This is a genomic window from Pelagibacterium sp. H642, assembly GCF_031202855.1.
Taxonomy (GTDB): domain Bacteria; phylum Pseudomonadota; class Alphaproteobacteria; order Rhizobiales; family Devosiaceae; genus Pelagibacterium.
Genome location: NZ_CP101829.1, coordinates 3,062,928 through 3,081,888 on the forward strand (window position 1 = coordinate 3,062,928; position 18,961 = coordinate 3,081,888).

The 18,961-nt window shown below is 61.3% G+C and carries 34 protein-coding genes and 1 pseudogene; 24 read left to right on the plus strand and 11 right to left on the minus strand.

Annotated features, from left to right (window positions below):
• Positions 1–22: 22 nt before the first annotated feature.
• From NO934_RS15115 to NO934_RS15125, 3 genes are read right to left on the minus strand one after another with little or no spacing between them, the layout of a single operon-like run.
• Positions 23–250, minus strand: coding sequence for a hypothetical protein (locus NO934_RS15115; RefSeq protein ID WP_309160795.1), 228 nt, complete (start codon positions 248–250; stop codon positions 23–25).
• A gap of 60 nt (positions 251–310) precedes the next feature.
• Positions 311–847, minus strand: coding sequence for a hypothetical protein (locus NO934_RS15120; RefSeq protein ID WP_309160796.1), 537 nt, complete (start codon positions 845–847; stop codon positions 311–313).
• A gap of 20 nt (positions 848–867) precedes the next feature.
• Positions 868–1,638, minus strand: coding sequence for a LexA family transcriptional regulator (locus NO934_RS15125; protein ID WP_309160797.1), 771 nt, complete (start codon positions 1,636–1,638; stop codon positions 868–870).
• A gap of 95 nt (positions 1,639–1,733) precedes the next feature.
• Here NO934_RS15125 and NO934_RS15130 point away from each other — a divergent pair, with 95 nt between their 5' ends.
• From NO934_RS15130 to NO934_RS15150, 5 genes are read left to right on the plus strand one after another with little or no spacing between them, the layout of a single operon-like run.
• Complete coding sequence (locus tag NO934_RS15130; protein WP_309160798.1) at positions 1,734–1,970, plus strand: helix-turn-helix transcriptional regulator; 237 nt, start codon at positions 1,734–1,736, stop codon at positions 1,968–1,970.
• Positions 1,967–2,197: a hypothetical protein gene (locus NO934_RS15135; RefSeq protein ID WP_309160799.1), complete on the plus strand. Its 231-nt coding sequence runs from the start codon at positions 1,967–1,969 to the stop codon at positions 2,195–2,197. The genes NO934_RS15130 and NO934_RS15135 overlap by 4 nt, the downstream gene beginning before the upstream one ends.
• Complete coding sequence (locus tag NO934_RS15140; protein ID WP_309160800.1) at positions 2,194–2,541, plus strand: hypothetical protein; 348 nt, start codon at positions 2,194–2,196, stop codon at positions 2,539–2,541. The genes NO934_RS15135 and NO934_RS15140 overlap by 4 nt, the downstream gene beginning before the upstream one ends.
• Positions 2,534–2,656 (plus strand): hypothetical protein, encoded by a 123-nt coding sequence (locus tag NO934_RS15145; RefSeq protein ID WP_309160801.1) that lies wholly within the window; start codon positions 2,534–2,536, stop codon positions 2,654–2,656. The genes NO934_RS15140 and NO934_RS15145 overlap by 8 nt, the downstream gene beginning before the upstream one ends.
• Positions 2,656–2,946 (plus strand): hypothetical protein, encoded by a 291-nt coding sequence (locus NO934_RS15150; protein ID WP_309160802.1) that lies wholly within the window; start codon positions 2,656–2,658, stop codon positions 2,944–2,946. The genes NO934_RS15145 and NO934_RS15150 overlap by 1 nt, the downstream gene beginning before the upstream one ends.
• Here the strand turns inward: NO934_RS15150 and NO934_RS15155 are convergent.
• Positions 2,913–3,359: a hypothetical protein gene (locus NO934_RS15155; protein ID WP_309160803.1), complete on the minus strand. Its 447-nt coding sequence runs from the start codon at positions 3,357–3,359 to the stop codon at positions 2,913–2,915. The genes NO934_RS15150 and NO934_RS15155 overlap by 34 nt on opposite strands.
• A gap of 41 nt (positions 3,360–3,400) precedes the next feature.
• Between NO934_RS15155 and NO934_RS15160 the strand changes: the two genes are divergently transcribed.
• From NO934_RS15160 to NO934_RS15185, 6 genes are read left to right on the plus strand one after another with little or no spacing between them, the layout of a single operon-like run.
• Positions 3,401–3,850: a hypothetical protein gene (locus NO934_RS15160; RefSeq protein ID WP_309160804.1), complete on the plus strand. Its 450-nt coding sequence runs from the start codon at positions 3,401–3,403 to the stop codon at positions 3,848–3,850.
• Positions 3,851–3,868: 18 nt separating this feature from the next.
• The gene (locus NO934_RS15165; protein WP_309160805.1) at positions 3,869–4,135 is read left to right on the plus strand and encodes a hypothetical protein; all 267 of its coding nucleotides are present in this window, start codon (positions 3,869–3,871) and stop codon (positions 4,133–4,135) included.
• Positions 4,132–4,314: a hypothetical protein gene (locus NO934_RS15170; RefSeq protein ID WP_309160806.1), complete on the plus strand. Its 183-nt coding sequence runs from the start codon at positions 4,132–4,134 to the stop codon at positions 4,312–4,314. The genes NO934_RS15165 and NO934_RS15170 overlap by 4 nt, the downstream gene beginning before the upstream one ends.
• Positions 4,311–4,784 carry a hypothetical protein gene (locus NO934_RS15175; protein ID WP_309160807.1) on the plus strand — a complete coding sequence of 158 codons (474 nt, stop codon included), beginning with the start codon at positions 4,311–4,313 and terminating at the stop codon, positions 4,782–4,784. Before NO934_RS15170 ends, NO934_RS15175 begins: the two co-directional genes overlap by 4 nt.
• Positions 4,784–5,302, plus strand: coding sequence for a hypothetical protein (locus NO934_RS15180; RefSeq protein ID WP_309160808.1), 519 nt, complete (start codon positions 4,784–4,786; stop codon positions 5,300–5,302). Before NO934_RS15175 ends, NO934_RS15180 begins: the two co-directional genes overlap by 1 nt.
• 4 nt (positions 5,303–5,306) lie before the next feature.
• The gene (locus NO934_RS15185; protein WP_309160809.1) at positions 5,307–7,124 is read left to right on the plus strand and encodes a DNA cytosine methyltransferase; all 1,818 of its coding nucleotides are present in this window, start codon (positions 5,307–5,309) and stop codon (positions 7,122–7,124) included.
• Between the two features lie 2 nt (positions 7,125–7,126).
• Here the strand turns inward: NO934_RS15185 and NO934_RS15190 are convergent, their stop codons facing one another.
• Both NO934_RS15190 and NO934_RS15195 read right to left on the minus strand, forming a co-directional pair.
• On the minus strand, positions 7,127–7,297 hold the full coding sequence (locus NO934_RS15190; RefSeq protein ID WP_309160810.1) for a hypothetical protein: 171 nt from the start codon (positions 7,295–7,297) through the stop codon (positions 7,127–7,129).
• Between the two features lie 165 nt (positions 7,298–7,462).
• Positions 7,463–7,705 (minus strand): DUF982 domain-containing protein, encoded by a 243-nt coding sequence (locus tag NO934_RS15195; RefSeq protein WP_309160811.1) that lies wholly within the window; start codon positions 7,703–7,705, stop codon positions 7,463–7,465.
• Positions 7,706–7,761: 56 nt separating this feature from the next.
• Between NO934_RS15195 and NO934_RS15200 the strand changes: the two genes are divergently transcribed.
• The 8 genes from NO934_RS15200 (at position 7,762) to NO934_RS15235 (ending at position 12,547) form a co-directional block, all read left to right on the plus strand.
• Positions 7,762–7,977, plus strand: coding sequence for a hypothetical protein (locus tag NO934_RS15200; protein WP_309160812.1), 216 nt, complete (start codon positions 7,762–7,764; stop codon positions 7,975–7,977).
• The gene (locus NO934_RS15205) at positions 7,974–8,186 is read left to right on the plus strand and encodes a hypothetical protein (protein ID WP_309160813.1); all 213 of its coding nucleotides are present in this window, start codon (positions 7,974–7,976) and stop codon (positions 8,184–8,186) included. Before NO934_RS15200 ends, NO934_RS15205 begins: the two co-directional genes overlap by 4 nt.
• Entirely contained in the window at positions 8,183–8,755 is a 573-nt protein-coding gene (locus tag NO934_RS15210; protein ID WP_309160814.1) for an MT-A70 family methyltransferase, read from the plus strand. Before NO934_RS15205 ends, NO934_RS15210 begins: the two co-directional genes overlap by 4 nt.
• On the plus strand, positions 8,748–10,922 hold the full coding sequence (locus NO934_RS15215; RefSeq protein ID WP_309160815.1) for an AAA family ATPase: 2,175 nt from the start codon (positions 8,748–8,750) through the stop codon (positions 10,920–10,922). Before NO934_RS15210 ends, NO934_RS15215 begins: the two co-directional genes overlap by 8 nt.
• Positions 10,903–11,295, plus strand: coding sequence for a hypothetical protein (locus NO934_RS15220; protein WP_309160816.1), 393 nt, complete (start codon positions 10,903–10,905; stop codon positions 11,293–11,295). The genes NO934_RS15215 and NO934_RS15220 overlap by 20 nt, the downstream gene beginning before the upstream one ends.
• 4 nt (positions 11,296–11,299) lie before the next feature.
• Positions 11,300–11,524 carry a hypothetical protein gene (locus NO934_RS15225; protein WP_309160817.1) on the plus strand — a complete coding sequence of 75 codons (225 nt, stop codon included), beginning with the start codon at positions 11,300–11,302 and terminating at the stop codon, positions 11,522–11,524.
• Positions 11,524–12,009, plus strand: a complete 486-nt coding sequence (locus NO934_RS15230) for a hypothetical protein (protein ID WP_309160818.1) — start codon at positions 11,524–11,526, stop codon at positions 12,007–12,009. Before NO934_RS15225 ends, NO934_RS15230 begins: the two co-directional genes overlap by 1 nt.
• Positions 12,010–12,304: 295 nt before the next feature.
• A complete protein-coding gene (locus NO934_RS15235; RefSeq protein ID WP_309160819.1) occupies positions 12,305–12,547 on the plus strand; it encodes a hypothetical protein in 243 nt (80 codons plus the stop codon).
• 74 nt (positions 12,548–12,621) lie between these two features.
• Here the strand turns inward: NO934_RS15235 and NO934_RS15240 are convergent, their stop codons facing one another.
• Positions 12,622–13,110 (minus strand): YetF domain-containing protein, encoded by a 489-nt coding sequence (locus NO934_RS15240; protein ID WP_309160820.1) that lies wholly within the window; start codon positions 13,108–13,110, stop codon positions 12,622–12,624.
• Between the two features lie 101 nt (positions 13,111–13,211).
• Here NO934_RS15240 and NO934_RS15245 point away from each other — a divergent pair.
• Together NO934_RS15245 and NO934_RS15250 are read left to right on the plus strand one after the other, a co-directional pair.
• Positions 13,212–13,292, plus strand: a pseudogene (locus NO934_RS15245).
• A gap of 28 nt (positions 13,293–13,320) precedes the next feature.
• A complete protein-coding gene (locus NO934_RS15250; RefSeq protein WP_309160821.1) occupies positions 13,321–13,767 on the plus strand; it encodes an XF1762 family protein in 447 nt (148 codons plus the stop codon).
• Here the strand turns inward: NO934_RS15250 and NO934_RS15255 are convergent.
• From NO934_RS15255 to NO934_RS15265, 3 genes are read right to left on the minus strand one after another with little or no spacing between them, the layout of a single operon-like run.
• Positions 13,764–14,273 (minus strand): hypothetical protein, encoded by a 510-nt coding sequence (locus NO934_RS15255; protein ID WP_309160822.1) that lies wholly within the window; start codon positions 14,271–14,273, stop codon positions 13,764–13,766. The two genes, NO934_RS15250 and NO934_RS15255, sit on opposite strands and share 4 nt — an antisense overlap.
• 45 nt (positions 14,274–14,318) lie before the next feature.
• Positions 14,319–15,104 (minus strand): hypothetical protein, encoded by a 786-nt coding sequence (locus tag NO934_RS15260; protein WP_309160823.1) that lies wholly within the window; start codon positions 15,102–15,104, stop codon positions 14,319–14,321.
• A gap of 32 nt (positions 15,105–15,136) precedes the next feature.
• Positions 15,137–15,460: a hypothetical protein gene (locus NO934_RS15265; RefSeq protein ID WP_309160824.1), complete on the minus strand. Its 324-nt coding sequence runs from the start codon at positions 15,458–15,460 to the stop codon at positions 15,137–15,139.
• Between NO934_RS15265 and NO934_RS15270 the strand changes: the two genes are divergently transcribed.
• From NO934_RS15270 to NO934_RS15280, 3 genes are read left to right on the plus strand one after another with little or no spacing between them, the layout of a single operon-like run.
• Entirely contained in the window at positions 15,459–15,950 is a 492-nt protein-coding gene (locus tag NO934_RS15270; protein ID WP_309160825.1) for a hypothetical protein, read from the plus strand. The two genes, NO934_RS15265 and NO934_RS15270, sit on opposite strands and share 2 nt — an antisense overlap.
• Positions 15,844–17,382 carry a phage terminase large subunit gene (gene terL, locus NO934_RS15275; RefSeq protein WP_309160826.1) on the plus strand — a complete coding sequence of 513 codons (1,539 nt, stop codon included), beginning with the start codon at positions 15,844–15,846 and terminating at the stop codon, positions 17,380–17,382. The genes NO934_RS15270 and terL overlap by 107 nt, the downstream gene beginning before the upstream one ends.
• Positions 17,379–18,764 carry a DUF1073 domain-containing protein gene (locus tag NO934_RS15280; protein ID WP_309160827.1) on the plus strand — a complete coding sequence of 462 codons (1,386 nt, stop codon included), beginning with the start codon at positions 17,379–17,381 and terminating at the stop codon, positions 18,762–18,764. The genes terL and NO934_RS15280 overlap by 4 nt, the downstream gene beginning before the upstream one ends.
• Here the strand turns inward: NO934_RS15280 and NO934_RS15285 are convergent.
• Complete coding sequence (locus tag NO934_RS15285; protein WP_309160828.1) at positions 18,761–18,934, minus strand: hypothetical protein; 174 nt, start codon at positions 18,932–18,934, stop codon at positions 18,761–18,763. The genes NO934_RS15280 and NO934_RS15285 overlap by 4 nt on opposite strands.
• Positions 18,935–18,961 lie beyond the last annotated feature (27 nt).

Here is an 18,961-nt window from a genome sequence, read left to right on the forward strand (position 1 = left end):
CGTAGATACCCTTCGGCAGCCCTTATTCGTCATCATCCCCTCCTAGGTTGCCGGCATAGGCGTCCACGATGGCCTGAGCGATCGCTATCGCCAGAAGCTGGCTGTCTGCCGCTATGGCGTCCTCATCGAGGTCGCGAGCCGATAGAGCGAGAGCGGCACCTTCGCGCAAGACGATCTCCTGCGCCCGCCGAGCGGCCGATAGGCGAATGCGCCGCTCGAAGTCGTCGCCGCTCTCGCCATCGTTGCTCATTGCGTCACTAGCATTGGACGTAGCGCTCGGGGGTCATGGCTAAGCTCCGTCGCAGGGGGTTTAGTATTCATACCCTGCCGTGCTCCAAAGCAACTGACGCGCGCGCGACCACAGCGCGCGGTCCTCGAACCGGATGAAGCGCAGGGCTTGGTGCAATACCGCTATGGCCAAATCGGGATTGCCCGTTTTGATGAGACAATCGCCCTGGGTCACCCACGCCTCGTTTCGCTGATCCTTGAGGGCGTTTGCATAGGCCTCCGCATCCGCGAGTTCGGATATCAATTCTGGCGGCATCGGCTCGCGATCAGACTGCCTAGTTTGATAGAACGGCTCGATGCCTTGGGCGATGATGTTGGCCAGCCGATTAGATTCGTCGGCAAGTTCTTCGATGATGGGCAGCGCAGCAGCGCACCCCGACGACGCTAGGGTTGAGGAAACCTCTGCAACGAGATCCTGCACAACAGCAACGGTCGGGGCTTGTTGCAGCCCAGCCCGCTCCTGATAGGCTTCAGGGGAGACAGCCAGACCCCCATCGTCCTGCGCATAAGCTGGCGCTGATATAGCGATCATCGCCGCCGTTAAGATCAATTGTTTCAAGTGCCCCCTCCATCGACCTATCAACGCGGGATCGTAAATCTCCGCATGACCCGACCAATAATCTGGATTTCGTCCAAAGCCCATTCCTTGGGCTGGTGGATTGTGTTGTCGGAAATCACCCGGACAATCTTGTCTTGACTGCCCGGACGACTGGCCAGCTCGAGCCGCTTCACGATAATGCCGCCAAACTCGTCCGCTAAGGCATAGAGGCCGTCCGGCGATGGCCAGCGATGCCGGGTATCGATGAAAACGAAATCGCCTTCGTCAAGGGTAGGGGCCATAGAGTTGCCCTGCACCTCGATCACTGCAATGTCTTTAGCTCGCAAACCAAGGGCCGCAACCAACATGCCCGGCAAGCGCCAGTAGTCGCGGATCACGTCAGCGGAGAACGTCATGCCGGACTTCCCCGGCACCCCTTCGGCAACGATGGTCACGCCGCCGCCGCCCATACCGGCTGTCACGTCGATCTGAGCGGAAGCGTCGGCGGGGATGTCGCGCGGCCCTTCTCCCTCTATCCAGGTGTGCGTTGCATCTGGGTTGATCGGATCGGGCGCAGCTGGATCGTTGGTATCGTATTCGAAATCTCTCGCGCCTGCTGGCGGACGATTCAACATCAAGTCATCCACGCTCGTGCCGAGCAGTGGCGCCATGGCTTCTGCGCGCGGCTTCTTTAGCTTCGAATGATCTTGTGCAAGCCGATTAATTGTGGCCCGCGATACATCAAGTGCGTCGGCAAGGCTCTCTTGAGAGTGGCCGGCTGCTTTCAGGAATGGGTCGAGCCAATTGGTCATGCGACAGTTATCGAGCATGACCAATTTTCGCGCTATGCCAGAAAATGTTACATCTAGGGTTGACGTGTAACAGATACTGCGACATAAATTGCGACATGAAGCTCGCACAGTGGATCAAAGAGAACTCAACGGTCACGGATTTTGCCGAACGCCTCGGCAAGAGCCGGGCCCAGGTGCATCGGTACATGAACGGAGAAAATCTCTCCCGCCGCGTGATCGAGCAGATTTGCGCTGAAACCGGGGGTGAAGTCCGTCCGTCTGACTTTTTCGAGGAGCTAACCCCCGAGCGCTTCGACGAAATGCCTGCCTCACAGCCTGAGGCAGCAGCATGAACATCTCCATCCCCACTTACCAGAGCGAGGATGCACCGGCACACCGTCGCTGGCTTGCCCTCATCGTCATCCGGGACAGCGCCACCATGGTCTTTCGTGCACCGACACAGGAGGCCGCCCGGCAGGCCGCCCAGGACTTCTGGAACGGCGAACTTGCGAAGGAACAGGCCAAGGCCGACGCGGCAGCGAAGCGCGCCGAGCGGAGGAAGGGCAGGGTGGCGGCATGACCTCCGAACAGATCGCCCATGCTCGTGCCATGCTCGCAGAAGGGCATACCCGCACAAACGTCGCCGCGCACTTCGGCATCACCCGCTACGCCCTGCGCTTTAACCTCGATCCTAAGTATCGTGCGCAGGTGAACCGGCGGGCGCGCGAGCGCAGAGCCGTTGAGCGGGCTAAGCCCCGACCAACCAATCACGTCCCCGAAATGACGCGGGAAGCAAAGGCTGACGGCGAGCGCCTGTTGCGCGGATTGCCGGCGGATACGCGCGGCTTCACTGCGCGGCTGCTCGGAGATCCGCTGCCAGGCCGCTCGGCGCTCGATCATAAGCGGGAGGTGGCCCGTGCCTGACCTCCGCTTGAGCACTCTGCAAAACCGGCGCGATGCGCGCGCCCGTCTCGCCGCCGCCATCGGTGCGGGCCTTTCACTCGTCCTTCTCATGGCGATCGTTCTCGGAGGCATGTGATGGCTCACTGGGCAGCGAAGGGTGTCCTGTGCGAGTGCATCGACGATGGCGCATGGGTTGCGGTCACAACGATGGAGCGCATTGCAGGGCCCAAGAAGGGTGATCGCTTGGTCGTGGCCGAAGTCGAGGTGCGAGGGGCGCTCGTCATCATCGGCTTCAAGGAATATGGGCACGGCCGCTGGGGCTTTGATGCATCCAGCTTCCGGCCGATCACCACGATCAAGAGCGACTTGGCTATCTTCGCCCATCATCTCGATCAGAACTCGATCCACGTCTCGGAGCCGGCATGATGAACCGGTCCGCTGTCCAGACATTCGCACAGTACGACAACGGCCATTACGAGGCCGCTGTGCGCATGCCTGCGCAGCATGGGGCTGTGCAGGAAGTCAACAATGGTTCCCCCACCTGCGTTGGCTGCCCTTGCAAAACTGGCCGGGCCTTCGGGCTCGGCGCTCTTTCCGTTTTCCTTTCGCGGCGTTTCCTCCTCCCCGCCGCGGAACTGGCCAGGGGCGTCAACGCGTCCTCCTCCAGCCTCACGGCGTCCCTGGCCAACCCTTTCAATCACATCGCGGACAGATGTGGGCAAGCACTCGCCCACCTGTCGCGGCTCCCGGTTTGGCGCGCGTCTCGCTGCCTCTCCGGCAAGGAATTCCTCCAAGGGCAGCATGAGTTGCTGGCAGGCATTGGTGCTGCGCTTGGTCATCTACGTATCCTTTCGTCGTCCTTCATCTGCTGGATCAACAGATGCCAGCAAGCGAGGACAAAAAATTGGGAAATTTCCCCAAAAGCAAAGAGGGCGAAATGAGTATCGCAACCCTCTCCCTCGAATTGAGGACATACGGCCGGAGGCGTTGGCCGCTCACCACTGACGAGTTTCGCAAGAGCCGTCTGGCGGACCTGCTCAAGATGAGCGCCCGCCGAATGAAATCGTATTGGGACGCGGAGCAGACGGCGGTGCCACGCGGCGCCGAGATCGAACGCATCCGCGCCCTGATCGGAAACCCGAAGGCACCCACACATGACCACATTGAAGCGGATCGGGCCTTGGAGGCGCGCCTTGCTCAGCTTGAGGAAGAGCTTGCCGAGCTTCGCTCGCTCCTGGTTGCGGATGCGATGGCAGATCGCGGCCGCCAAGCGTCTGGAGACCGCCGCAAGGCACAAGGAAGCGGCCGGCGATCTTCGGATCGCGGCTAAGCAGATCGGAGAGGATGAATGATTTTCACCGAAGAAGAAAAGGCCTTCTACAACCCGGATGATCGTGTCGCGGCCTGCAATCGCGATGCCGAGATCGACGCGGCGATGACCGAGGCCACGGATCGGCTGGCGATGGTCCTTTTCGGTATCGAGCGATACGGGCGCCCGGTTGAGAGCCATCACTCGGCGCCGCCGCTCCACAAGGATTTGGCGCTTAACCTCATGGATGCGGGCAACCGGCAGGCGCTCAGGGAAGCCCTCGACACGTTGGAAGTGTCCCAATGAGCAGCGATGGGCTGAGGCACATCTCCGAGGCTCTGGCCCGCGTCCGAGAGCATCTTCGGAAGCTGCCGGCCGACCAGCTCGCCGTTGTCGAAAACGAGCTCGACATTGTCGAGGCCAACGTCGCCTCCCTCGCCGCCGAATCCACCTCCACCCCCGCACAGGAGCTTGAAGACGCATGAGCACCGTACCGCAATTGAAGAACAGCGCGAACGACGAGGACTTCATCCAGGCGCTTGAGGAGGTCGAGAGCATCGACGCCGACCGGGACGAAGCGAAGGAAGCGCATCGCGCCAAGATGGCGACGTTCCGCGAGGCCAAGAAGCGGAAGATCAAAATGCTCTGCACAGAGCTGGGCATGGACCGCGACGTGTTCGAGGCCATGCTGGCTGATCGCGCCGAGGATCGCTCCTATCAGGCCAAGAAGGCGGAGCGGGCGAAGAAAATTCCCGATGCCAAAACCGAAATGTTCCTCGATGCGCTCGGCCAATATTCTTGGCTACCGGCGCCGGAGGCTGGAGCGAAGCCAGAAACCCCTGCTGAACGCGCCGCACGTGAGCGGATCGAGGCCATCCAGAAGATCACTGACAATGAACAAGCCGAGGGCAATGCCGTCCTCGAGGAAATGGCATCGGGCACGGTGCTGAACTGATGAAGGTGATGGCGCTCGACGTTGCCACCGTGACGGGCTGGGCAGTGGGGGAGATCGGCTCAAAGCCTCTCTCGGGTGCGCTCCGCTTTGCGGGGAAGGGCACCGCGCATCCGCGTCTATGGCTCAAGGCTATGATCTGGATGCACGACCAGTTGAAGATCCACCGGCCTGATGTCGTGTACATGGAGGCGGCGATCAACAGCGCCAGCCTCGAAGGTAAGTCGAACCCCACCACATTCGTGCTGCTCAACGGCCTACAAGCCGTGTTGGCAACGGCTGTCGAATCCCGCCTGCCGGTCTCGGCCAAAACCATAAAGGTCAACACGGTTCGCAAGCACTTCCTAGGTGCCGGGAATATTCCGGGGAAGGTCGCCAAGCCCATGGCCAAGGCCAAGTGCATCGAGCTCGGCTGGGTGGATGACGACGCCAGCTTTGACCGTTGCGATGCGCTCGCCGTTTGGGCGGCCGCCTGTGAAATCGAACAAGCAACGCGCCGCCCGGCGCTCATGGAGGCGTGAGAGCATGCAAAAGCTCATCATCGACAGTTTTGCCGGTGGCGGCGGGGCATCGACCGGGATCGAGATGGCCCTTGGCCGCTCTCCCGATTACGCCATCAACCATTCCCCCGATGCGCTGGCCATGCACGAGGTCAATCACCCCTCGACCGTGCATCTGGATTCCAACATCTGGGACGTGTCGCCGCTGGAGGTGACCAAGGGCCGGCCGGTCGGGCTGTTTTGGGCCTCGCCTGACTGCAAGCATTTCTCCAAGGCCAAGGGCGGCAAGCCCATGGACCGCAATATCCGCGACCTCGCATGGGTGGTTGTGCGCTGGGCGGAAGAGGCGCAGCCGGACGTGATCATCCTCGAAAACGTCGAGGAGTTCGTTACCTGGGGGCCGCTCTACGAAGACGGCCGCCCGATCGTCGAACTGCGCGGCCACACTTTCGAGCAGTGGACCAAGCGCCTCAAGGTGGCCGGATACAAGGTGCAGTGGAAGGAATTGCGGGCCTGCGACTATGGCGCACCCACGATCCGCAAGCGGTTCTTCATGATCGCGCGGCGCGACGGAAAACCCATCGTCTGGCCGCAGCGCACGCATGGCGATCCCAAGAAGCCAGCCGATGCCAAGTTGATTGCCCAGGGTAGGCTTCTGCCCTACCGCACCGCCGCCGAGATCATCGACTGGAACCTGCCATGTCCCTCGATCTTCGACACGGCGGAAGAGATCATGGCCAATCATGGTGTGCGCGCCGTGAGGCCGCTGGCCGATGCCACAATGAAGCGCATCGCGCGCGGTGTGGTGCGGTATGTTTTGGAGGCGGCCCAGCCGTTCGTCGTCAAGTTTCAGTCTGGCGCCACGGGCCATCCGATCGATGAGCCCTTGGCCACTGTCACGGCCAACAGCTACATCAAGCGTCCTGGGGGCGCAGCGCCGCTAGGCGTCGTTGTCCCGGTGGTAACTGCGGCCCAGCATGGCGGGTCGAACCGGGCGGCAGACGATCCGCTTCACACCATCACCGCCAGCCCCAAGGATCAGAACTCGATCATCGTCCCGTCGTTCGTCGGCTGCGGCGGCCGAGCAGGGCAGAGCGCGCCACGCGGAGGTAACGAGCCTCTGGGCACGCAAACGGCCAAGGCCGACGGTTGCGTAGTTGCCGCGACGATGGTCCAGACTGGTTATGGTGAGCGGGAAGGACAGGCGCCTCGCGCGCTCGATATCGAAAAGCCGCTCGGCACACAGGTGGCCGGTGGGGCCAAGCATGGCGTCGTTGCCGCATTTCTCGCGCAGCACACCGCAGGATCACATCCAGGCCAGCCAGCACGCCCGGCAAACGATCCTGTCTCAACGGTCACCGGCAAGGGGTCGCAGCAAAGCGTCGTAGCTGCTCACCTGATGAACATGCGAGGCAGTGACCGCCGCCATCAGCCCATTGACCAGCCCGCCCCGACTGCCACGGCCGGAGGCAACCACGCCGCTCTGATCGCGCCGTTCCTGATGAAATACTACGGTACCGACCAGGATCCGCGTCTTGGCGATCCGATGCACACGGACACGACAAAGGACCGCTTCGGGTTGGTGACGGTCGATATAGACGGCGAGACCTATGCCATCGCCGATATCGGAATGCGCATGCTGACGCCGCGCGAGCGGTTCCGGGCGCAGGGCTTTCCCGATTCCTACATCATCGACCGCCGGCCTGACGGCTCGCCACTCTCGGCGACGGTGCAGGGATCGTGTTGCGGCAACAGCGTGTGCCCGCCGCTGGCTGAGGCGCTCGTCGCGGCCAACTGCGCCGATCTGGCGGCCGAGCATGATCAGGAGGCCGACGTCGCATGACCTCACACGCTGAACAAGTGCTCCGGCAGATAGTCGCCTTCCGTCCTCATAGGCGGGTTGCCTTCATCGGGATTGGGCTCCGGCCGATCCAATGGCGGAATATCTTGGCCGGGCTCTCGCACCGGGTCTGGCTCGTCCTCGATCGGCGGAATGTCGTCGGTGAGCGGGGGCATGGGCGGTTTCTTCGGGCCCGGAGGCTCCGCTGGCGGCACCTGCACCAACTCGTAGCGTATTTGCATTTCACAGCTCCTTTCGGGCTTCTAGGGGCCAATGCAGACGCCTGCCGAAAGGTTGTGGGGCAATTTCTGGGCGACTTGGTTAGGAGGCCAAAACGCGGATTACTCGACGAAAACTCCCGCCTCGATGGCCGCCTCTATGAAGGCAAGATAGGAGGGTTCCGGGTTCGCTCCCTCGATTGCGGCCTGGCACGTATCGCTGGCGATCTTGTGCAAGTTCGTTCGTTCGCCCGGCCAGTCCTGCAGAAGGATGGTCCGCGCCTGACTGGGGCCGGTGACCTCCTGCGTCGTGTCGTTGAGCATGATCGTCACCGGGCGGCTCCACTTGTAGATGATGTCGAGCATCGAGGGTTCCTCTTGAGGATGAGCATCATCAAACGGCCAAGGCGGAGGGCGGTTGCATGAACTCTCCTGCGGCACATACCGCGCCCGCCACCCTCAGGGACATCAGCCAGGAGGAAATGGAGAAGGCTGTACTCAACGCCATTTTCGACGCCCGCCGCCGGCAGGACGAACATCGCCTTCGCCCCAACACGTTTGCCGAGAAGCAGGAGGCCGGGCTTCGTGCCGCGCTTCAGCGCCTTCGTGCGACCGCCGAGCTTGAGGTGCAGCCTTGAGCAGCATTCCCCTCAAATGGCAGCGCGTGGCCGTGGAGCGCGCGGCAATTGGTGCCCGCGCCTCTGCCGGCTTCCATGAGGAGCGTGGCGACGATCAGGCCAAGGTGGCGCGGCAGTATGCCGATAGCCTTGACGCTGCCGCCCTGACCCTCAAGGCGCTGGAGATTGAAGGCGGGTTGAGCCAAGCCCAGCAGCGGAGGGCGTCGTGAATACGTGGCCCTTCGATCCCCTGACACCGTTGTCCTATGACGTGATTGTTTGCGACCCACCTTGGCCGTTCGATCTCTACTCGAAACGGGGCAACCGCAAGTCGGCTGCGGCACATTACGATCTCATGTCGATCGAGGACATTGCTGCACTTCCTGTGGCAGACCTCGCCCAGCGCCATTGCCTTATGCTGATGTGGGTGACTGCGCCACGGCTAGTGGACAGTCTCAAAGTCATGGCCGCCTGGGGCTTTGCCTACAAGACCAACTTGGTTTGGCGAAAAACGACGCCCGCTGGAAGGGTGCGTATGGGCACCGGGTATTGGGCGCGGTCGATGCACGAGTCGGTCCTGATCGGCACCATGGGAAGACCCAGGAAGTTCTCTGCGTTCCCGTCGCTGTTCGACGGAATTGCGCGCGAGCATTCGCGGAAGCCCGAGGAATTCTATGACCTTGTGAATAGGCACACCGCAGGCTTGCGCCGTGCTGATCTGTTCTCGCGCCAATCCCGCCCCGGATTCGATGGATGGGGGTTCGAGGCAACCAAGTTCGACGAGGTCGCCAATGGCTGAGCACGACTGGTCCGCCATCATCCAGCCGGTCGCGGAGAGCTTCTGGGGCGAGCCGAACAAGAAGCTGTCCACGGCCAAGGAATTGAAATGGGGATCGCAGGGATCCCGCAAGGTCGATCTCGAGGACGGCACCTGGTTCAACCACGAGGAGGGGGTCGGCGGCGGCGTCGTCGATCTGGTCCGCATCGAGGCCGGACTTGGCGACGACAAGAGCGAGGTCATGGCGTGGCTTGAGCGCGAAGGCTTCATTTCGCCCTCAGAGAAGCCGCAGGTGCGGCGTGAACGGCAGAGCGGACCACAGAGTCAGCCGGAGCCAGAACAGTCGCCAGCGAACAGCGCTGAGGATGACGGCGGCGTCCTAAAATGGGTGAAAGGCTACACGTATCACGACGCTGACGGGAATGCTCTCTACCAGGTGTTACGCGGCCAATGGGAGTTGCCCGGCGGCGGCTATCGTCTGGCCAAGGACGGCCAGGTCGCCAAAACATTCCGCCAGCGCCGGAAGGACGAGCGCGGCAATGTCGTCTGGAACCTCGACGGCATCGGACACACCATCTATCGGCACCAACAAGTCGAACTTGCCATTGAGGCCGGCAAGACGATCCTGCTGCCCGAAGGCGAAAAAGACGCGGACACGGCGGTTGAGCTCGGTTTCGAGGCATCGACCAACTCGGGTGGGGCGAAGAACTGGACGCCGGAGCTTGCCGCGCTGTTCAGGGACGCCGATGTCGTGATCCTGGTCGACAATGACGAGGTGGGCATCGAGGCTGGGGAGGCAAAGGCCAAGAGCCTCAAGGGAATTGCCCGTCGCATCCGTATCCTCAACTTTGCCGATCACGTCCCGAACTTCCCGGCGAAGCACGATCTGACCAATTGGGTGGAGGCCGGCGGCACCGCCGACGAGCTCCAGCGCATCATCGACAGCCTGCCGGATTGGAAGCCGAAGCCGCCGAAGTCCAGGCTCGGAGCCGTCACCCTCTCCAATGTTGGCAGGGAAGCCAAGAAGCACCAATGGCTGGTGCAAGACATGATCGAGCTCGGCGGCTCGGCCGCATTCGCCGGTTTCAGTCAGTCCGGCAAATCGTTTCTGATGATCGAACTGGCCTTCTGTGTCGCAACGGGCCGCAAGTTCTGGGGCAGGGACGTGATGCAAGGCCTCGTTGTCTACCAGACCGGCGAGGGCGACCGCGGGTTCATGAAGCGCGTCCAGGGCTACATGCTGGACCGGGGCATTGAAGATCCGACCACCGTGCCCATGCTGATCCTGCCCAAGAAGATCAATCTGTTCGTCGACGACAAGGACACCGATACCCTCATTGCGGAGGCTAAGGAGTGGGCCGAGCATTACGACCAGCCCCTACGCATGATCGTGATCGACACGTTCAACAAGGCCACGCGCGGCGCCAATGAAATCTCCGGCCTCGACATGGGCAAAGTCATAGACCGGATCGAGCGCATCGCAGAGGAGTGCCAATGCACGGTCATGGTGGTGGACCATCTCTCGGCGCAGGGTAGGTTCCGGGGCCACGGCTCCAAGACAGGCGACCTCACCAACGTGATCATGGTCGAGAGCAGCGACAAGACCGACCGCAACGGTCGAAAGATCAGGCGCATGCGGCTCGACAAGAACAAGGACGGCGAGAACGGCGGATCGATTCCGTTCGTGTTGCGCCAGGTCGTGGTGGGATTCGACGATCTCAACCGGCCCATCACTACATGCGTTGTCGATCAGCCCGACGGTGATGATGACGAGCAGACCAAGACCGGGCGGCTAAGCCTCAATCAGGCGCTCGTGCTCCAGACCTTGCGGGACGTCATCGCACGGGAAGGCGAAGCGCAGCCCGTCGGCGTCACTGGATGCCCCAAGGGCCGGCACGTCGTCTCGTGGAAAGCGTTCATGACCGAGCTGCGGAAGAAGTGGCAGTACACGGCGCCGGAAAGCGAGCCGGAGAAGCGGGCGTCGGAGTTGAACCGTGTGGTGGCGGATGCGGGCAAAAAGCTCCAGATCGCCGGCTTCATCGACCGGGACAACGAGAAGGGCCTGATTTGGTGGACGGGGAAAGAGGATCGGGTGTTCGTCAAACCGGCGCCTGAACCGGCCCCGGATCTGCCCGCCGATGTGAAACGCGAACTGGCGGAGGTCGGCAATGACGAACCGCCCTTCTGAGGAACAGCTTCACATGTTCGGTGGTGAACCGGAGCGCCTGGGCCATCCGCTCTTTGTCGAACGCTGGAATAACCGCAAAGCCTTCTGGATCGGCGTTCATGCGGGCCGTGGGCTATCGGCCCCGGCTATCGAGCGAGCCTTGGGCGAGCAGGACACCGCCAACGTCATCGCCCACATGATGAACGTCTGGGGCTTCCGTCTCGATGGGGAGAAGCACACCCACGGCATCGTCAGAGTGCCGATCGCCGCGGTGCATCGCACGGACATCGCACGAGAGGCCACGGCGCGGGAAACCGATCTCCCTGATCTGTGCCGCCAAATCCTCGCCGGTGTTGCCGCCGGCGATCTCTACAAAGCCGTTCTGGACCTGTGAGGAAATGATGGACGAGAAGCAAGCCCGATACGATCATCTGATGGCGATGATCCGGCCCGCCGAGCGGCTGTGTGAGGCCGTGCACGAGATAATCCCGCAAAGCCTGGATGTCGAGATCACACCCTTCAGCGACGGGTCAGTTGCCGTTGTCCTCGAAATCGAGGGGATCGACTACCAGGTCACGATGATGCCGCTTCCGAGCCAGCGAGAGCGGAAGGTAATCAATTGATGCACGCCACGCTGGAGCGAACCACCACCAAGCAATGGGACGCCAAATCCGTCCGCATGGCCCTCGTTGATGCCTTCCGTGTCCTCCATGCCGTCGAGAGCCGACCGGGTCACCGGCGCGTCAGGGCAGCATGGCCCGAATACATGCTGGAGCCGATCGACATCGCCGAGCAGCGGCTTGCCGGGAACATTCACCAGGGCCGTCTCAAAGCGCTCATCAAGCCGACAGCGCTCCAGATCAGCCGCATGGAAACGGTGTTGTTGGGCAGGGATGGAATGCCTCCCTGGCTCAATGGAGCGGTGAAGGCGTACCCGGAGCATAGGCGTATTCTGATAGTGGCCGTTAAGGCTCAGGCGAAGCGCCACAGCGGCAGGGAGGCTGCTCGTTGGCTGGGATTGCCACTCACCACGTTCCAGCGGCATAGAGACTTCGCCGCCGATGTGGTAGCAAAGCAGTTGAACGCGAAGAGGGTCGAGCGATGGTGAAGGAAGACCGGTTCTTGGTAAGGCTCGAAGAAGAGCCAGACTTTCGTGAGGGCGATGCTGTCCAATTGCCGGGGAAGGAGGGAACGTTCGTCATCACGTTGGTCAAGACGGCATTCAACAACACCCTTCGTCAAGATGGATGGGACGTGTTTGGGTATGAGGCGGACGGGGTACGCCCAGTCAAACGGTGACATAAACCCGATTAGACTTAGTGGGTCAAAATCAGCGATATAACGCGTGTTCTTGATAAGCTGAACGAACTGTCAGCAACTCTCCCATATCGAAAGGACTGCCCATGCGTCGTTCCCACTTCGCCGCGTTCCTTGGCCTGTTCGTGTCGCTCTTTACCGGCCTCATGTCGGCAGTGCTGCGCCTCGACTTCATTAGTCACCGCGACCGCCTCCATCTCGACCAGGCCGCCCGTGACGCCAAGACGCCTTCGGCCATCCAGCGCTTCAAGGCCTTCTTGTCCCGCGCCTTCGAGCATGAACGGTACTCCGCCGGCCGCTTCGACCTGGCGCGAAGTACCGCCACCTGACCGCTTTGATTGAATTGCCGCGTCACCTGCTCAGGTGGCGCGGTCTCGCACATTGAGATGAACCGCCTCTCAGCCTATCCGTCGCTCTTCAGACCGACGCTCAAAGTTCCGTCGCTTTCGAGGATCAGGAAGTCAACGGCGTCAAGGTCCGAGCCGCCCGCTGATCGTATGGCGCTCATAGCCTCACCTTCGGTGACGCGCTGTTTCAGCATCGTGTCTGTGCAAAATTTTCCATTTCGGGCGAGCAGAGAGGGTTCTGATCGGACGGCTTTGGCGAATTTCTTTGATCGCACGGATCCAAAGGTGACGGCGTACTGCAGCGCAATCAGCAGACCCAATGCTACTGCTCCCTCGGCGAGGGCAATCGATTCTTGGAGAAGTATCGCCGACAAAGTGGAGCCGAGCGCGACGGTAACGACCAAATCGAATGCATTGAGCTTGGCGAGCGTTCGCTTCCCCGAAATTCGTAGGAACAGCACAAGCACCACATAGGCGAGGGTTCCAACCAGTACCGTTCGGGCGATTCCCTCCCAGCCTTGGAACAGCATCTCGTTAAAGTTCATTTCGCGCCTCGTTCTGCCTTCATGCGACGAGAACGCGGGGTGGCGGGCTCGGTTCAGTGTCCTGTGCCAGCCAGGCGGCGGAGGTCCGGGACTAATCTCATGGCGCCGGAAAGTCTCCGGGGTAGAGCTCTAAGCCTGGCAGCAGGTGAGAGGTGCGCGGGTTCGAATCCCGCTCGGCGCCGACCTACAAACCAATCGCAGGAGAAGGTGATGGGCAAGCTCGAACTGTCCACGATCGATCTTGCGAGCGCAAATGCCTTTGTGGACCGCCTGCATCGTCACCACGGCAGGGTAGTGGGGCACAAGTTCTCTCTCGCAGCCCTGCGCGATGGAGAGGTGGTAGGCATCGCCATAGTTGGGCGCCCTGTCGCCAGAATGAGAGACGATGGACTGACGCTTGAAGTAACCCGGCTGTGCACGGATGGCTCGCGCAACGTCTGCTCATTCCTATACGGCGCAACTGCGCGGGCGGCATTCGCTCTGGGGTACAAGCGGATTGGCACTTACATCCTTGCCTCGGAAGGCGGCGTGTCGCTCTCAGCAGCTGGATGGCGTCAAATCGGAGAAGTCAAAGGGCGGTCATGGTCATGCAAGAGCCGCCCGCGGATCGATAAGCACCCGGTCTCGGACAAGCTACTGTTCGAAGCCGTCGCCTAATCCTCATCACCCAACACCTTAGACAGCATACTCCCTCGAACCTGAGTGCGCTGCTTTGGCTTAGCGCCTGCTTTCGCCTTCACCTCAACCGAGTTCTGAGGAATCGTAACGGGATACCCATAGTGCGGTAGCCTCACGGTGATCTCTGACCCATCGTCAGAAACCCGGCTTACTGTTGCTTCTATGGTGACGGAATCGCCTACGGTGATCTTGGGCATGTGGTCCTCCGAGGGCGATTCAACGCTGGAAGGAGCTGCAAGGTTCATCAATGTGAGGCTTATATGCGTGACTTCGCCAAGCGCTGGATTGAAGCCGATATGGCAGAAGCCTTCCCCGAAGTGCCGTGAGAGGTCCTTGAGCAGTTCGCAGAAGGGCAGGCGGAGCAGGTGGCGAAGGAGTTGAGCCGCCCCCTCGATCCGGTCGAGCGCGCCTTCCTTTATGGGGATGGTAAGCCGTGGAAGGGCGGCCTGGTTTAGTCGATGCCTGCACTCAAGAACGCAAAGCATGAGGCATTCGCCCAGCTCCGCGTCACCTACTCGGGTGGCGCGGCTTCATGGTTGAGAGTCCGGGACAGCAACCTTCATATCTATACGGGATCTTGCCCCAAAATACTGCCTTTGAACGCGGTTGACCTTTTCAGCGATCTTCGCGCCTTCCTCTGTCCACGCTGCGCCAACCTCGTGCATCTGCTTGATTAAGTCGTTCATGAGTTTCGATCTGAATTCAGCGACACGTGCAGCGGCACCCTCAAAAACAGTTTCGCCCTGAACGTCTTCCCCAATGACGGTGTTGGCTTCTGCCATCGACTGCATCTCAAGGCGTTGGTCCGAATAGGAGTTGAACATAGCTTCTAACGCGTCCACCCGATCCGCATACAGTAGGCAATCGTTCATCAATTCGGCCGCTCCCGCATTTATAAAGGGAATGAACGAATCCGAGCGGAACCGAAGAGATGGTGAGGAGCCTCTTGGGGTTGGGCGAAGGGCTGTCCAAGGGTTATCCGGTGCCGCACGGATGGCAGAATCAACAGCCTTGAATATGGTGTAGCACCGTCCGGAAAGCTGGAGCTGCGTGCTGATCAGTTCCAATGCGAGCGCCTGCTCATTTTCGATCCGAGCTTCACGGTCCCTGCGCAGCGTCACGTAATTCGAGATCAACGTCAGCCCTAACGAGACCAGGCCGCCGACAGCTGCACCTCCCAATCCTGCAACTAGGGTTGCGGTGCTGGAGGCGTCCAGTTGGCTTAGTACACCGTATGTCCATCGGCTTTGGATGCCAGAACCAAGGGCGATGCCGATGATCGCTGCAGTTGCAACAAGAAAGAATGTCCGCTCCACTGTGGAACCCTCGAAAGTCCAAGAAGCATTTACTACGAAATGAACGCTGCAATCAGAGTTACGACTGCAGTCGCAAATATGCCGATGACCGACCAGAACATGATTTTGGATTGATGGCGCATCTCTGCGACAGCCGCGTTTTGAGCCTTTGTCGCTTCGCGCTGCGCCTCGATTGCTTTCTGCTGAGTAGCTGTCGCTTTGACCTGCTCCTCTAGCGCCCGTTTTTGCAGTAGATATAGCCTGCGCTTGATTTCAGTTTCCCGCCAGTAGGAAGCTTGAGAGCCAGGCTGTTCACCCGCTCCGCCAAACACCCTTTCATCGGGAAAATCAGTCCAATCATGTGCCGGCTTATTCATGCCCATCCTCCCAAACCAACGTCATGAGAGCTTCGCCCAGGCTCTCGCCAAGGGCAAGACGGCAGACGAGGCTTATGCGCTGGCAGGTTTCAAGCCGAACCGGGGCAACGCCACGCGCCTGAAAGCAAATGAAAGCATCAGGAAGCGCGTCGAGGAACTGCAGGGCAGAGTGGCCAAGAAGGTTGAGGTGACCGTCGAAAGCCTTGCGATGGAGCTCGAGGAAGCGCGGACTCTCGCCCTTGGTGAAAAGCAGTCTGGTGCCGCCGTATCGGCCACCATGGGCAAGGCCAAGCTGTTCGGGCTGGGCGTGGAAAAGCGCCACCTCTCCGGCACCGTGCAAGTCGTGACCATCACCGCAAAGCATCTGGACGGATTGAACGACGATGAACTTGCCGCTCTCGAAGCAGCATATCCCGTTCTCCAGAAGCTCGGGCTTATTGGAGGCGATCAGGGGGCAGAGGCAGAAGAGGGAAGCGCAGATAGCGCTTGACCGTGACATCGAAAAGGCAGGGGTGTCCCTGTCCTCGTTCACAAAGGCCGCGTGGCACGTTCTGGAGCCCGGCCAACCCTACAAGCACGGTTGGCATATTGATGCCATCTCCGAGCATCTGGAGGCGATCACGGCGGGGGAGATAACCCGCCTGCTGATCAACGTCCCGCCTGGCACGATGAAGTCGCTTTCGGTCGGGGTGATGTGGCCCGCATGGGAGTGGGGCCCGAAGGGGCGCCCGCATACCCGCTACCTGGGCACATCGCACAGTCACCCGCTGGCGATCCGCGACAACCTCAAGATGCGCCGTCTGGTGGCGTCGGACTGGTATCAGGAGCGCTGGGGTGGGTCGGTGCGACTGATGCACGACCAGAACGCCAAGCTCAAGTTCGAGAACGATGCGACGGGCTTCCGCGAGGCAATGGCCTTCACGAGCCTGACCGGCTCCCGTGGTGATCGGGTATTGATCGACGACCCTCTGTCTGTGGACGCGGCGTCGTCCGATACCCAGCGCGAGGCGGTGAACGAGACATTCCGCGAGGCTGTGCCGACCCGCCTCAACAACCCGGATCGGTCTGCCATCGTCGTCGTGATGCAGCGCCTGCACGAAAACGACGTCTCTGGACTGATTCTGTCGAAGGACTTCGGGTATGAGCACCTGATGCTCCCCATGGAGTTCGAGCCGGAGCGCAAGTGCTATACGTCGATCGGTTTCGAGGACCCGCGCACCGAAGATGGGGAATTGCTGTTCCCGGCCCGCTTCCCTCGGGAGGTGGTGGAGCGGGACAAGAAGGTGATGGGCTCCTACGCCACGGCGGGGCAGTTCCAGCAGCGTCCCGCGCCCCGTGAGGGCGGCATGTTCAAGCGGGCATGGTTCCGGTTCGTCCGGGCCGTTCCTACCGGCACATCGTTTGTCAGGGGCTGGGACCTGGCCGCAAGCATCGAGGACGGCTCGGCTTACACCGCGGGCGTCAAGATGGGCCGCTGCCCAGACAAGCGCTACATCATCACCAACGCGGTGCGCGATCGGTTATCAGCGGGTGGCGTGGAGAGCCTGATCGTCAACACTGCGACGTCGGATGGTTTTGACTGCCGCATTTCGCTGCCACAGGACCCCGGACAGGCCGGGAAGGCGCAAGCCGGGTACTTTGTCCGCCAACTGGCCGGATATGCCGTCAGGGCCACTCCAGAGAGCGGAGACAAGGCCACCAGGGCGGCGCCGCTGTCTGCCCAGGCCGAGGCCGGCAACGTGGACATACTGATTACGGGCGATCCAGCGGCCGACGCATGGATCGAACCGTTTCTCGATGAACTCTGTGTGTTCCCGAACGGGAAATACAAAGACCAGACCGATGCCGCAACGCGCGCCTTCGATGAGTTGGCGCAGACAACCGGCTACACCCTCGAAGAGATGCGAAAGGCATATTCATGACCGATAAGCCCCGCATCAGGGTAAACCAGAAGGGCAGCGTCACCGCCATCAACGGCGTGATGATCGATGGCATGGCCAACGTCATCACCGGGCTGGGCCGTGCCAATGCCAAGAGCGCGGCAACCAAGTATTGGCCTGAGGTCGATACAGGGGAGCGCGATAATGCCTATCGGGCGTCGACCTGGTACGGGAAGATCGTCCGCATCCCCGCGGCTGATGCTGTTCGGGAATGGCGTGCATGGCAGGCCGACAAAGAGCAGATCGAGGCGATTGAGGCCGAGGAAAAGCGCCTTGGCGTTCGGCAGACGGTCTATAATGCCCTGCTGACGGCAAGGCACACCGGCGGCGCTGCAATTCTTGTCGGGGGCCTTCCCGGCGCCACCACCGAGCCCCTGGCGCTGGACCGTATCGGGCGCCGCTCGATCAAATACCTCGCTGTCCTCGGCCGCGATGAGATCACCCCGGGCCAGATCATCCGCGACCCGCAGTCACCCTGGTATGGCCAGCCCGAACGCTGGACGCTGAGCCAGGAGCAGGGCGGCTCGGTCGAGATACACCCCTCACGCGTGGTTCTTTTGAACGGGCGCACGGTTCCGGGGGCATTGCGCCGGACGGGGCAGATCTGGGGCGACAGCATCTGGGTCCAAATGGCGGATTCGGTCCGCGCCACTGATAACGTCGCCGCGGTCATCGATGCGCTTCTGCAGGAGGCCAAGGTTGATGTGGTCCGCATCAAGGACCTGGTGAGGCATCTGGCATCGGGCTCTGCGGAGCAGGAATATATCAGCCGCTGGACCATGGTGGCGATGCTCAAGAGCATCAGCAACATTCTCATGCTGGACGGTGACGACGAGTGGGACCAGAAGCAGGTCACATGGTCTGGCCTTCCCGAGGTGGCACAGACGCTTCTGACGGTCATGGCGGGTGCTGCAGACATTCCGGTGACCCGACTGACCGGGGAGCAGCAAACCGGCCTCAGCGGCTCCGACAGCGGCTCGCTGCGCAACTATTACGACCACATTCGGTCCGTGCAGGAGCTGGAATATACCCCGGCGCTCCAGCCGCTCGATGAGATGGTTATTCGCTCGGCTCTCGGTAATCGCCCGGACGCCGTCTGGTATCAGTGGAACCCGCTCTGGACGCCTTCAGAGAAGGAACAGGCCGAGGTGGATAAGCTCGAGGCCGAGGCGGTCGATATCTACGCCCGTACCGGTCTTGTCCCGCAGGACGCTCTTGCGGAGATGACCCAGAACCGCCTCATCGAGAGCGGATCGTGGCCCGGCGCGGAGACGGCTTACAATGCCGCCAAGGCCGCTCTGGAGGCACCAGAAGTGACCGAAGGCGAGGAAGACTCCAGCGCCATAGAGGTGCGGGAAGGCTAGCTGCCAGGGGCATCCTTGTCTGCAGGCTCACCCTTATCGCGCGAATCCGGGCTCAGTTCCTCTTCCGGGTCGATCTCAGGCGTGGCGTCGGCATCGCTGCCCGGCTCTACATCCTTCAGATCGGGCCGTTGATCGGTTCTGTCAGGCTTCTTATCGCCGTTGTTCGTCATGGCTGCCTCCTTAGTTGGCCCAAACCA